Source organism: Pantoea sp. USMM079 (assembly GCF_037153115.1).
GTDB classification, from domain to species: Bacteria; Pseudomonadota; Gammaproteobacteria; order Enterobacterales; family Enterobacteriaceae; genus Pantoea; species Pantoea communis.
Genome location: NZ_JBBCKX010000043.1, coordinates 1 through 13,488, shown reverse-complemented (window position 1 = coordinate 13,488; position 13,488 = coordinate 1). Strand labels below are relative to the sequence as shown.

The 13,488-nt window shown below is 50.7% G+C and carries 12 protein-coding genes and 1 pseudogene; 8 read left to right on the top strand and 5 right to left on the bottom strand.

Annotated features, from left to right (window positions below; genetic code table 11):
• The 8 genes from WFP70_RS26175 to WFP70_RS26140 form a co-directional block, all read left to right on the top strand.
• Window positions 1-1,057: DUF2345 domain-containing protein (locus WFP70_RS26175; protein WP_337024877.1), on the top strand; the 1,057-nt coding region annotated here is incomplete at its 5' end.
• Between the two features lie 2 nt (window positions 1,058-1,059).
• Complete coding sequence (locus WFP70_RS26170) at window positions 1,060-2,664, top strand: esterase/lipase family protein (RefSeq protein ID WP_337024876.1); 1,605 nt, start codon at window positions 1,060-1,062, stop codon at window positions 2,662-2,664.
• A complete protein-coding gene (locus WFP70_RS26165; protein ID WP_337024875.1) occupies window positions 2,661-3,755 on the top strand; it encodes a T6SS immunity protein Tli4 family protein in 1,095 nt (364 codons plus the stop codon). Before WFP70_RS26170 ends, WFP70_RS26165 begins: the two co-directional genes overlap by 4 nt.
• A 258-nt stretch (window positions 3,756-4,013) precedes the next feature.
• Window positions 4,014-4,454, top strand: a complete 441-nt coding sequence (gene yiaA, locus WFP70_RS26160; RefSeq protein WP_160867204.1) for an inner membrane protein YiaA — start codon at window positions 4,014-4,016, stop codon at window positions 4,452-4,454.
• Window positions 4,455-4,798: 344 nt separating this feature from the next.
• A complete protein-coding gene (locus WFP70_RS26155) occupies window positions 4,799-5,053 on the top strand; it encodes a PAAR domain-containing protein (RefSeq protein ID WP_072226632.1) in 255 nt (84 codons plus the stop codon).
• Between the two features lie 5 nt (window positions 5,054-5,058).
• Window positions 5,059-6,177 carry a hypothetical protein gene (locus tag WFP70_RS26150; protein ID WP_337024874.1) on the top strand — a complete coding sequence of 373 codons (1,119 nt, stop codon included), beginning with the start codon at window positions 5,059-5,061 and terminating at the stop codon, window positions 6,175-6,177.
• A 110-nt stretch (window positions 6,178-6,287) separates the two neighbouring features.
• On the top strand, window positions 6,288-9,590 hold the full coding sequence (locus WFP70_RS26145) for an ImcF-related family protein (protein ID WP_337024873.1): 3,303 nt from the start codon (window positions 6,288-6,290) through the stop codon (window positions 9,588-9,590).
• Window positions 9,587-9,712 (top strand): hypothetical protein, encoded by a 126-nt coding sequence (locus WFP70_RS26140; protein ID WP_337029545.1) that lies wholly within the window; start codon window positions 9,587-9,589, stop codon window positions 9,710-9,712. Before WFP70_RS26145 ends, WFP70_RS26140 begins: the two co-directional genes overlap by 4 nt.
• Here WFP70_RS26140 and nth read toward each other — a convergent pair.
• The 5 genes and pseudogenes from nth to WFP70_RS26115 all read right to left on the bottom strand — a co-directional run.
• Window positions 9,699-10,331, bottom strand: coding sequence for an endonuclease III (nth, locus tag WFP70_RS26135; protein WP_182058390.1), 633 nt, complete (start codon window positions 10,329-10,331; stop codon window positions 9,699-9,701). The two genes, WFP70_RS26140 and nth, sit on opposite strands and share 14 nt — an antisense overlap.
• Complete coding sequence (locus tag WFP70_RS26130) at window positions 10,328-11,029, bottom strand: electron transport complex subunit E (RefSeq protein WP_097119808.1); 702 nt, start codon at window positions 11,027-11,029, stop codon at window positions 10,328-10,330. Before WFP70_RS26130 ends, nth begins: the two co-directional genes overlap by 4 nt.
• Window positions 11,026-11,658, bottom strand: coding sequence for an electron transport complex subunit RsxG (rsxG, locus tag WFP70_RS26125; RefSeq protein WP_166931562.1), 633 nt, complete (start codon window positions 11,656-11,658; stop codon window positions 11,026-11,028). Before rsxG ends, WFP70_RS26130 begins: the two co-directional genes overlap by 4 nt.
• Window positions 11,659-11,660: 2 nt before the next feature.
• The gene (rsxD, locus tag WFP70_RS26120; protein ID WP_337024872.1) at window positions 11,661-12,719 is read right to left on the bottom strand and encodes an electron transport complex subunit RsxD; all 1,059 of its coding nucleotides are present in this window, start codon (window positions 12,717-12,719) and stop codon (window positions 11,661-11,663) included.
• A pseudogene (locus WFP70_RS26115) lies at window positions 12,720-13,488 on the bottom strand (electron transport complex subunit RsxC); the annotation flags it as partial.

Sequence of the window (13,488 nt, the reverse complement as noted above, 5' to 3'; positions counted from 1 at the left end):
TACTGAGAAAAATAGCACGCGGAACGTTATACGCACTGCGGGCCTGAACAAACTGCGCATGGAGGATAAGCGTGGTGAGGAGCATATTAAGCTCAGCACGGAGTATGGGGGCAAGACGCAGCTGAATCTGGGGCACAATGTCGATGCGCGGCGTGAACTTCGTGGCGAAGGAGCAGAGCTGCGGACTGATAATCATATCGTTATCCGTGGTGGCAAAGGCGTGTTTATCAGTGCGGATATTCAGTCGCAGGCACATGGCCAAATGTTAGCGATGCAGGATGCTCTCAGGGAACTTAATAAGGCGCAACAGTTAACCGAATCCCTACGGGGCGCAGCGGAGACGGCAAAGGCCGAGTTGGCGGATTTACAAACTCAAAAATCGCTGCTATGTGATGCTCTCACCGAGCTTAAACAATCTGCACTATTACTCTCTGCGCCTGGTGGCATTGCGCACACCACGGCTAAAAGCTTACAACTTTCAGCGGGTGAAAATCTCATTGCAACCAGTTGTAAAAATACCGACTTCAGCGCTTTTAAATCCTTCACGGTCGCGGCGGGTGAAGCAATCAGTCTGTTTGCTCAGAAGTTAGGGCTTAAGTTATTTGCGGCGAAGGGGAGAGTTGAAATTCAGGCTCAGTCTGACGAGATTGCTCTAGATGCACTGAAAGATGTACGCATCAGCAGCTGCGAAGGCAACATCATTATTAGTGCTAAACAGGATGTTTTTCTGGTGGGTAGCGGTGGTGCTTATCTGAGGATTGGAAATGGTGAAGTAGAATGCGGAGCCCCAGATAAAATAATTCAACGTGCGTCAGTATGGCAAAAATTTGGAGGCCAGAGTGCAAGCGAAATGTTTAATACCTGGCAGCAGTGTAATTATGAACTCAACACGCAATTCATCTGGGCAGGTACCAAAGAAGCGGTAAAAAGTTATAAAGGGAATGTGAGCAGTGATCTCGGGAAGACACTAGTTACTTCAGATGGCGCAGGGAAAATAGCCTCTCAAAATTTCGCTGACATTGCCATAATTAATTTGAACTTGAACAAGGAATGTTAACCATGGCTGAAGGACATAGCACATCAAATATTGAACCTACATTTGATGATAATGGCAATGCTTGTTATCAGTTATATAGCACGCCTAAAGGAAAAAACATTGTTCAGCAATGTATAGTGTATCCAGACCGAGTTATTCCAGTCATTTTTATACCGGGAGTAATGGGTAGCAATTTGAGAATGAACGATAAGAAAGGAAAAAGTATTTGGCGGCTAGATAGTAAAGATGAGCTTGTTTTGTACTGGTTTGGTGAAAATGGGAAAACGCGAAGAAAAAAGTTGGATCCCAAAAAGACAACTGTAGATGATGGTGGAAAAATAGATGATAAAAAAGAACCCTTTTTACTTAAAACTCGCCGGGAACGTGGGTGGGGAACAGTAGGTTATGAAAGTTATAGTACTTTTCTTGACTGGTTGCAAAACACTCTCAATGACTTTGAAAATGGACATTCTAATGAGCGCACTAACCTGCTGAAAACCGCGCTTGAACTAGAGGTGGGTGATACATCAGTTAGTAAGGAAGAGATAGATTTGACTTTCCGTTACCTCTTCCCTGTCTTTGCAATGGGGTATAACTGGCTTCAGTCTAACGCCGTTTCAGCTGATGCGTTGAACAAATACATTGATGAAAAAATCCAGTTCTATCGGCTAAAAGGACGGCAGTGCGAGAAGGTGATTTTGATTACCCACTCTATGGGGGGCCTTGTTGCCCGGCACTACACACAAATCCTCGGTGGAGAAAATAAGGTACTTGGCGTGATACATGGCGTGATGCCAGCATTGGGAGCCGCAGCCACTTATCGAAGAATGAAGGCTGGTACAGAGAACGCTGCAGGTAACGTTAAAGGCTGGGGAGCTGCAAAAGTATTGGGCTCAGATGCTGAAACCATGACCGCTGTACTCTCTCAGGCTCCCGGACCTCTGCAATTGTTGCCGGGGAGAGAATATGGCCTAGGCTGGTTAAAGATAATAGACGACAAAACAATATATGCACTTCCAAACGAATGTCCCTATAGCGAAATTTATCTTAAACAGGACCAGTGGTGGGGACTATGTGAGGAGCAGTTTATTAATCCTGGAACAAGCCTAAACTCAGTCGATTTGGATAAGGACTGGCAAAAATTCGCCATAATATTAAAAGATGAAGTTAAGCCTTTTATTGAAGGCCTCTCAGGAAAATACCATCCTCAAAGTTGGGCTTTCTACAGTGGAGACGAGGCATATCGGGCCTACGGTGACGTCTGCTGGCGTGCAAATACCCCTCGTGCAGAAGCGTGGCTGAATCGAAACCGTCAGCGTGACGGGCTGGCAGGCCGCGCTTTGGACAAAACAGAAATGTCAGCCAAGCGAAGTGTTTCCTCTCCACTGTCCGGTAGCGGATGGGCAACAGGAGTTTATCAAACTTACGAATTATTGCCTGCAGAAGAAGCAGGGGATGGCACGGTTCCTGTGCGATCTGGGCGTATTGCGGAGAACTCTCTAAAGGCACGATTTCAGGTTTCTGTCGAACATGAACCTGCTTTCCAGGACTTGAAGGCACAGCAGTTTACTCTAAGGGCCTTAGTGAAAATTGTTCAGCAGATAAAAAACACGCTGAGGTTTGAGTGAAAGTTAAAAAGACCATTGCTTTGCTTTTGTTTTGTGCTGGTATTGCTGGATGGTATGGATACAGCAGGTTGCCACTCAGAGTAAATTTGACCTCAGAGGAACGTGAACACGTGACACATTTTTTAAAGGAAAGAACTACCCGTTGTGTCGGACGCTATTTGGTTGACCTGCCGGAAACATTTACTATTACGTCTGACGATGTCATGGCGTTTGTTGATACATCATCGGTGAAGTATCAAAGAATTTATCGACCGGCTTTTGAACAGAAAATTCGGTTAAGAGAGGCTGAGCTATCAGCCACGAAAACTTTAAATCCACTGGATATGCCGTATCTAAAGAGAGTTTATTTCTTATCTGACGACATGCAGGGGGTGATATTTGAGCGGAATGAATATTTCCAAGTGCCCGATTCATCACGAGTGCTTGAGGCTCACATTTACACTAACGGTGTAGCAGTTGAAATAACTATAGAAGCCAGAAATGGATTATCGCGTCGCTATGATAAAGATCGTAAGGATACCCCTGAGATCTATGGTAACAATGTTCCGAAAAAACTGGTTGAGCTAACTGATTTGCTAAGGCGTATTTCCGGTAAGCAGGAGAATGAAATACCAAATGAACCTGGATTCTGTCTGCCAGAATTGTTTATAAAGGATGGAATAACTAAGCCAAATGAGGAGATTAGTGCTAACTACATCTCTCAAAAATACCCTGAAGTTACATTTTATTTTGATAGCGATAACTACAGTGACTCTGACGATTCCCTGCTGGAGAGAGGCGCTATGATGGAGCGCAACATCAAGCGAGCCGAAGGCAATACGATCGCCAGTGGACCCCGTAACATCAATGGATTGTATGCAGAACAGTGGCTGGCAAAGGGATTGCTTAGTGACACCTACGGTGAAAAAGCTCTGCGATTTGTCATTAATATCAATGAAAAAACGGCATCGCCCAAGCATCCAATGTTATCTCTGACGTTCCTGCAGCAGGGCCTTGAGGGCGAGGGACGTCTTACAGAGGCCGAAGCTGTAAGTATCTGGCAGCAGATTACCGACACTATCCGTATCCGCCCAAATGCGATAGCAAAATAGCCTGCTTCACCTAATCATTAGTACAACCGCATGACATATAAGTTGTTTTATGTACTGAGTGCTGCCTGTCTATTGCCAGGCATTCTCCCATGCAATGTCAACCACCTATTCAATCCGAATATTTTTACTGTTTTTAGTCAACGGCTGTTTGAAAAATGCGCACAGGGCGCAATGCCCTGGTGCATTGGTCTGAATTTAATTCCGGCGGCAGGTCTTTTTAACATTTTAAGTTATTTTCAATAAATTTAAGGAAATCCTATGAAAACGCAGAATATCCCTGTTTCACCCGCATTTATCGCTATTTCCTGGATTGCCATGATCGGCGGCAGTGTGGTTTATTTGGCCGGTTTGTGGCAGGCAGGGATGGAGCTAAATGAAAAAGGCTACTATTTTTCTGTGCTGATTCTTGCGCTGTTTGCTGCGGTTTCATTGCAAAAAACGGTTCGCGATCGCCAGGAAAATATCCCCACAACTCGCCTTTACTACGGAGTGTGCCTACTGGCATTTGGTCTTTCAGTTGCGCTGCTGGTTATCGGATTGGTGAATGCAACACTGATGCCTAGCGAAAAAGGGTTTTACGGTGTGTCATTCTTCATGGCGCTATTTGGTGCAGTAGCCGTGCAGAAGAATACCCGTGATAACCAATTCACAGAACAAGGGATACCGGTTAATAATAACGTTGAGAATACTTTGGAGTAATGGCTGTCGGGCGGTGATGCGCCCGATTCGAATTATACAATTAAAGATTGTTCATATTTATTTTTATTTGGCCATTACACCTTTTGTTGAGAGTATGAACATTTAATAGAGTATGCAATTATGATTGACAGGAATGCCGTGGTTCAACTTTTATGCGATCACGTTTTTGTATACTATCGATATAGTGAATAAATAAGTTTAAACTAGTCAACCCTTAGTCGTAATCATGCAACAAAGTATATTTTTCTGTTATTTATTATTTTAAACTATTCACTTTTATATTTCATGGTTTATTCATTTCCGTTAATGCTTTATCTCACCATTTAAAATAGGAGGAAAAGTATATGCCAGCACTGACTTGCTTAGGCGATGCAACAACACACGGCGGTAAGGTTATATCAGCCACATCAACCATGTATGTCGAAGGTGTACAAGTGGCATTAGTAGGAGATAGCGTTTCATGCCCACTGCATGGTTCTAACCACATTCAGCAAGGCGATCCTACAGTGTTTGATAATGGCGTTCAGGTGGTTGTTCACGACTGCGTATGTGAATGTGGTTGCAAAGTTATCAGCTTTCGAAATGAGATGGTAGATTAAATAAAATGAATTGGCCAATTCCAGATATCCCACCAAAAAAAATCTTGAAGAAACCATCCATTAAATTCTTGACGATTGTTTTTATTCTTTTGATTTGCTTAGGTGCATTAACTTCAATTTTTCTGCTGAAAGTTCAAGATTACAGAGATATAATAATCAATGGTTTGCTACCTTCAGGGTTGATATGGCTATGTCTCGTGGGAATTATTTGGTTTCGCTATGATCAATCTTCCAATGCCGCTATATTATGGGGTATTCAGACTCAACTTACCAAATCTCATTGGCAGCGTTGGGCTATGTGGCAAAGGCCGATTATAGCAAATATAATCTTGTGTCCTGAAAAAAATGGAAGCGAAGCTTTAATTGGAGATCCTTCTAATATTCCAGCATATCCGGTTAAATGCAGGCATCTACACCACGATTTTTTAAATTTAAGCTCTAAGTTTATTTTTTTAGATGAAAATCTGGAAAGACAATGCCCTGGTTATCGAAATAGTCTTTATGACATCATTTTACTCAAAACAGAAAAGCATGATGCATCTCACATTTCTGAGGCTGTATTTAAACAATGGGATATTGTCCCTAATATTGTATCTGTGACTGACCAATACTTTTCAGGTTCTGAATTCTGTTCGATTAAAGAAATGGCACTGATTATTACCTTACAGGATTGGCCTAACTCTGTTGAATGTGGATATAGTGAATTCATTAACGCAAGTCTTATATGTTCATCAGAAATGATCAAGAGTGATTCATTTCTTGTCAAAGCAGGTGTAGGGAGATTTTTGCATTCAAACTCTCTGACGAAATCACTTGATATTCTGACAGAGTATAACAGGTTGGAGGCTTCAGAAATGAAGCATGTATGGCTTTCGGGGGTTGAGGAGGCTGATAAGATTACAATCGTACGCTATGCTGAAGAAAAAAAATGGGCACTTCCTTCTCGATATCCATTTTTGGTAGTTAATCATTCATTTGGCCCGCCAGGACCACTATCCTTTCCTGTTTCTATTTCATTATTAGTTGATGCTGCAATTAGAACGGGAGAAACTCAATTATTAATATCAGGTGGCAAGGATAAAGCCTATTCATTTTGTCTGATTACAAGGAAGTTGTTTTTATGACATCAACAGCTTCGCCGGTCATTCGGCGTTTTAGTGTAACAGGATATTCAATATTAGTCGTGGCGCTTGCATGCGTAAGTGCATTCCTGATCACTACTTTCAGAAGTGGTATGGATATCTTAGGCGTAAATGTTGAATATGTTTGGTTAATCTGGGGGATGTGTGTAATAGCTTTAATAATAGCTGTCTTTACTCTTCATTTTTCTCAGAAAAAGTCAATTGGCGAAGAGCATGAGCAATATTTACCTCAAAAAATAATTGGGCGCGACAAGCAATTAGATAAGAAAAAAACCACTTCAACTGAAAATCACCGGATTATTCTTCAGCATCTCCATTATGCTCTCCACCAACAACACGACCGTCTTTGGAATTTCAAAGTTCACATCCTTCTCATCACGGGCAGCGTGTCAGACGTTGAACGCTTGGCACCTGGCCTGACCAATCAACTCTGGCAAGAGGACAGTGGTACGCTGTTGTTGTGGGGCGGCGATCCCGCCTCTCAAACTGATGAAAACTGGCTGATTGCTTTAAAGCGTCTGCGTCGCCGTCCTGCAGACGCGATAATTTGGGTGACTTCTGCTGCTGACCAGCTTAACGACATTGGCGGGTTGCCCACTACTGCGCAACCTTCCAGTGCCGCGATGGATGCCACCGCACATGCCTTATCGGCTCGCTGCAATATGCTCGGCTGGCGACTGCCGCTGTTCGTCTGGTCATTGCATATACGGGCTGGAAAGCAATCTGGCCGTATAACTCAGGCCGTTGGGTTCCAGACTTCCACAACCAATAATCACGATGCATTGCTCGCGGCACTGGCGGCGGATCTCATCGCGCAGGGGACCCAGCAGGTGGCGGGCTCGCCGCAGAATCACTTTTTGCTGAGCCTCGCGGACCAGCTGGCGCGTGTGCCTGAATCGATAACTACGCTGCTTTCTCCGCTGCAGAGTGTTCATCGCTCTCTGCCGCTGGCGGGGATGGTGTTCAGCCCGCAATCGGAAGGTACGGCACTTACGGTGCCACACCATTGGATACGCGATAACCGCTGGGATGCGCTGCCTGCGTCTTCAAATGAACTCCCTGCTCATCTTCGCCCGTCTCGCTATGGCATGCAGTGGAATCGCATTCTCGCCGCAGCCGCCTGTGTGCTGGTGGTACTGTGGGGAGTAGGAATGCTGGTCTCTTTCGCCGCCAATCGCAGCATTATCGGTGATGCCGTACAGGTGACTGAAAACGCTTCTGACAGCAGTCAGTCTTTAAAACAACGGCTTGCTGCGATGGGCGTGCTTCAGGATACGATCGTGCAATTACAGTATCGCCAGGAGCATGGTACGCCCTGGTACAGCCGCCTCGGACTGAATCAGAACGAAGAACTGCTGTCTGCCCTGTGGCCTCGTTACCGTCAGGCGGCGCTGCCCCTGCTACGCGACGCCGCAGCCTTGCAGCTTACTGACGCGCTGAAAGCCTATGCCGCACTCCCACCTGACAGCCCATTGCGGGAAACGCAGTCAAAGCAGGCCTACACACAGCTCAGACTGTATCTGATGCTGACGCGCCCTGAACGTATAGATCCCAGTTGGTTCAGCCAGACGCTGATGCAGAACTGGACGCAGCGACAGGGTGTGGACAAGGCATACTGGCAGGGCGCCGGGAGTCCGCTGCTGGCCTTCTATGCAGATAATCTCAATGCTCATCCTGAGTGGGCGCTGAAAGCAGACCCGGAGCTGGTCAGGCAGGTGCGCGCCCTGCTGGTTCGCCAGATGGGGGTGACCAACAGCGAGTCCCGCCAGTATCAGAGGGTGCTGGCGCAGGTGGCGCACCAGTATGCCGATATGCGCTTGGCCGATATGACCGGCGATACGGATGCCGGTCGGCTGTTTACCACCGATGAAGTTGTTCCCGGCATGTTCACCCGTCAGGCCTGGGAAGATGGCGTTAAACCCGCGATTGAAAAAGTGGCGCGGGATCGGCGTGAGGAGATGGACTGGGTACTCAGTGATGCGCCGCCCCCCGCTGGTGATGCTTCCTCACCCGAAGCGCTGGAGGCGCGGCTCACCAGCCGATACTTTGCCGACTACAGCGCAGCCTGGCTGAACTTCCTCAACAGCCTGCGCCTGCAGCCGGCACCGACGCTTTCCGACGCAATTGACCAGCTCACGCTGATGGCGGATGTGCGCCAGTCGCCGCTGGTGGCGCTGATGAACACCCTTAGCGTGCAGGGGCGGACCGGGCAGAGTGGGGATGCCATTGCTGACTCGCTGGTGAAGTCTGCGCAGAACCTGCTCAGTCGGGAAAAGCGCCCTGTCATTGACCAGAACAGCGGCCCGAGCGGCCCACTCGATGCGACTTTCGGTCCGCTGCTGGCGCTGACTGACAGTCAGGGCAGCAGCAGTATGAGCCTGCGCACCTTCCTGACGCGCATGACTCAGGTGCGTCTGCGCCTGCAGCAGGTCACCAACGCGGCAGACCCGCAGGCCATGACACAGACGCTGGCGCAGACGGTGTTTCAGGGGAAAACAGTTGACCTGACGGACACGCGCGATTACGGCAGCCTGGTGGCCGCCGGGCTGGGGCAGGAGTGGAGCGGCTTCGGGCAGACGGTGTTTGTGCGCCCGATGGAGCAGGCCTGGCAGCAGGTGCTGATGCCGGCTGCGGGCAGCCTGAACGCCCAGTGGCAGCAGGCGGTGGTGAACGAGTGGAACAGCGCGTTTGGCGGCCGCTATCCGTTTAAAAATGTCAGCAGTGAGGTGTCACTGCCGCTGCTGGCGAAATATCTGAACGTAGAGAACGGACGCATCACCCGCTTCCTGCAGTCGCGTCTGAGCGGCGTGCTGCACCGCGAAGGCACCCGCTGGATACCGGACAGCATCAACGCTCAGGGGCTGACGTTTAACCCGGCTTTTCTGCAGGCGCTTAATCAGCTCAGCCGGATTTCCGACGTGGTGTTCACCAATGGTGAGGCCGGGCTGCACTTTGAGCTGCGTCCTGGTACGGCTGCAGACGTGATGCAGACTGACCTGATTATTGACAATCAGAAGCTCACCTACATGAATCAGCAACCGGTGTGGAAACGCTTCACCTGGCCGGCTGACACTGAAGCGCCCGGCGCATCACTGAGCTGGATAAGCACGAAGGCTGGCACCCGCCAGTATGGTGATATGCCAGGGAGCTGGGGCCTGATTCGCCTGCTGGATAAGGCTCAGGTCAGCGCTAATCCGGGCATCAGCAGCAGCTGGCAGCTCACCTGGCAGGCTCCCGACGGCCGCCCGCTGAACTACATTCTGCGAACAGAAGCGGGGGAAGGGCCGCTGGCGCTGCTGAAGCTGCGCAACTTCACGCTCCCGGCGGACATATTCATTATCAGTGACACCCCGGACGTGCCGGATGAAACCTTTGTCAGCGAGGAAGACTCATGAACCTGCAATCCCTGATTAACGCCTGCGGTGCGGATGAGAACCATCCTCGCGCGCTGGCGACGGAGTCAGTCTTTCTGTGGGAGCCGTGGCTGAAGCCCCTGGCGGACACTAAGACTCTTTAGCGTCGAACTCACACAAATCTTCAATCAGGCAGGAGCCGCAGCGTGGTTTACGTGCCACGCAAGTATAGCGGCCGTGCAAGATTAACCAATGGTGGCAATCGACTTTAAAGGCAGATGGCACCACTTTGATCAGTTTATCTTCCACTTCTTCGACATTCTTGCCGGGCGCGAAGCGGGTGCGATTGCTGACGCGGAAGATATGCGTATCCACGGCAATGGTCGGCCAGCCAAAGGCGGTATTCAACACCACGTTGGCGGTCTTGCGTCCGACGCCAGGCAGGGCTTCTAATGCCGCGCGATCTTCCGGTACTTCACCACCGTGCTGCTCAATAAGAATGCGGCAGGTTTTAATAACGTTTTCCGCTTTGCTGTTAAACAGGCCGATGGTTTTGATGTACTCTTTCACGCCATCAACACCCAAAGCCAAAATGGCGGCGGGGGTGTTTGCCACCGGATACATCTTCGCCGTGGCTTTGTTCACGCTAACATCGGTGGCCTGCGCGGACAGCAGCACCGCAATCAGCAGTTCAAACGGCGAACTGAAGTACAGCTCCGTGGTGGGATGCGGATTGTCATCACGCAGGCGCGTGAGAATTTGCAGTCGCTTTTCCTTGTTCACACGGCCTTCCCGGTTTCACCTTGTGGCGCGGCTTCAGGTTCAGCAGCGCGCAGTGCGGCTCGTTGCTTCATTTTCTGATCGATCAGATATTTACCGGCCAGCAGCATGCCTAAGCCAATAAAAGCTCCAGGCGGCAGCATCGCCAGCAACATCGGTGAATCGAAATGGAACACTTCAATGCGCAGCGCTTTGGCCCAGGGGCCCAGCAGTTGGTCAGCACCGTTAAACAGGGTGCCGCTACCGATCAATTCACGAATCGAACCTAGCGTCACCATCGCGCAGGTCGCGCCCATGCCAATGGCAAAACCATCCAGCGCCGACAGCGGAATACTGCTCTTAGAAGCCACCGCTTCCGCACGACCCACCACAATACAGTTGGTCACGATCAGGGGAATGAAGATACCCAGTGACTGATACAGCCCGTAAGCGTAAGCATTGATCAGCATCTGCACGCAGCTCACGACCGAAGCGATGATCATTACGTAAATAGGGATACGGATTTCCGCCGGCACCCAACGACGCGAGGCGGAGATAGCGCTGTTGGTGATGGTTAACACCAGCGTGGTGGCCAGGCCAAGGCCGAGGGCGTTAGTGGCGGTTGAGGTCACGGCCAGCAGCGGGCACAAGCCCAGCAGTTGCACCAAGGCGGAGTTGTTCTTCCACAGGCCGCCAACCAGCAGGGATTTTGCTTCACTCATGGTGCATCTCCACATTCGGGCAGCGAAGAGAGCTTCGCTGGCAACGTTTCAATCAGTAATGCGGTACGTTTAGTGGCATTCACCACTGCGCGCGGGGTAATGGTCGCGCCGGTAAATTGATCAAATTCACCACCGTCTTTTTTCACCGCAAAGTTCTTGTCGTCGGCACCGTGCACCACTTTGCCGTTAAAGCTGTTGATCCAGTCGGAAATGCGCAGTTCAATCTTGTCGCCCAGTCCAGGCGTTTCATGGTGTTCCACTACCCGGACACCTAATACTTTGCCGTGAAAATCGGCACCGACCAGCATCTGAATCGCACCAGAATAGCCGTCTGGCGCGGTAGTCTCAAGCGCCGCCGCGACGGGTTTATCACCTTTACGCGCCAGATAGAGATGATGCGGCTGGTTATTGCCTAATGCCGCTGCATCCGTCACCAGGAAACACTCTTGCTGAATGTGGTTGTCATACATCTCGGTGGGCACCACCTGATCGAGCAGGTTTTTTTGCTGCAGTGCCGTTTGATGTTCCACCGTCGGCTTGGTGACATAGTTCACCACCGCAGTGACGCCGGTGGTGATCACTGCAAACGCCGCCAGCGTCACGGCATTTTTACGAATAGCATCGAACATCATTAATCCTTGCGATGGCCGTAAACGCGCGGCTGGGTGTAATAATCAATCAGCGGCACGCAAATGTTTGCCAGCAAAACGGCGAACGCCACACCGTCCGGATATCCGCCAAAGCTGCGAATCAACCACACCAGCAAACCAATCAGTGCTCCATAAACCAGGCGACCACGGTTAGTGGTCGAGGCGGTGACCGGATCGGTGGCGATAAAGAATGCGCCGAGCATGGTCGCGCCGGAGAACAAATGAATCAGCGGCGAGTTCAGCGATTCCGGTGAAAACAACCAGCCAAGGGTGGCGCAGAATGCCAGCGACGCCAGGAAACTGACGGGTATGTGCCAGCGAATGGCATTTTTTGCCAGCAGCAGCATACCGCCCAGCAGGTAACCGAGGTTGATCCACTGCCAGCCTAATCCCGCCAGCACGCCGGTATAAATCGGCTCAGACAGTAACTGCTCCGCACTGTGCCCGGCCCGCAAGCCGGTTTTAAAGGTATCCAGCGGCGTGGCCTGGCTGACGCCATCCACCCCTAGCTGCAACTGCTGCATGGTTTCACCGGCCAGCGTGTGATTGGTGAAGATCATGCTGAGGGAATCCAGCAGGCCGGGTTTGATTGCCTGCAATGTATCCGGCGGCAACCAGCTGGTCATCTGCACCGGGAAGGAGATCAGTAAGACCACATAACCGACCATCGCTGGGTTGAAAGGGTTTTGACCCAGGCCGCCATACAGTTGTTTCGCGATAACGATGGCAAACACGGTGCCAATGACCACCAGCCACCAGGGTGCCAGCGGCGGCAGACTGATGCCCAGCAGTAGCGCAGTGAGCAGGGCGGAGTTATCCGCAAGTGTCGGGACCACCGGAGTCTTGCGCAGACGCAAAATGGCGCCTTCGGTGATCCACGCGGTGGCGGTGGCCAGCAAAACCTGAATCAGAAAACCCACGCCAAAGAAATACCACTGCGCGGCCATACCCGGCAGGGCAGCCAGCACCACCAGCAGCATGATGTTACCGGTGCTGCGGCGGTTATGGGTATAAGGAGAACTTGCGATACGAAAAGCCATTTATTCCTCAGTCGTCGAAGGCTGCTGCTGCGCTTTACGCGCTTTGGCACGGGCGACCGCGGCGGCAATGGCCGCTTTTCGTGGGTCGGCGGAGTCAGGAGAGGCAGCAGCCTCTACTTCAGAAGATGATTCAGGTGCGGCTTCAGCAGACGCAGAAGCTTGCTCGGCAGCCGCCGCAGCTTTCTTCGCTTTAGCGCGCGCAATGGCCGCTTCCACCGCGGCTTTACGCGGATCGACTTCAGCGGCAGGAGTGACATCAGCAGGTTCAGGCACTTGTTCGCCAGCCGCCGCAGCCGCTTTCTTCGCCTTAGCACGGGCAATAGCGGCTTCAACTGCTGCTTTGCGAGGATCAACCTCAGCGGTCGGTGCTGCATCAGCAGGTTCAGACGCTTGTTCGCCAGCCGCAGCGGCTTTCCTGGCTTTAGCACGGGCAATAGCGGCTTCAACTGCCGCTTTACGCGGATCAACCTCATGGGGCGGGGCTGCATCAGCAGGTTCAGACGCTTGTTCGCCAGCAGCAGCGGCTTTCTTGGCTTTAGCACGGGCAATGGCGGCTTCAACTGCTGCTTTGCGAGGATCAACCTCAGCGGTCGGTGCTGTATCAGCAGGTTCAGACGCTTGTTCGCCAGCCGCAGCGGCTTTCCTGGCTTTAGCACGGGCAATGGCGGCTTCAACAGCGGCTTTGCGAGGATCAACTTGAGCGGCCGGGGCTGCTTTAGCAGGAGTTGCATCAGCAGGTTCAGATGCTTGCTCACCAGCCGCAGCGGCT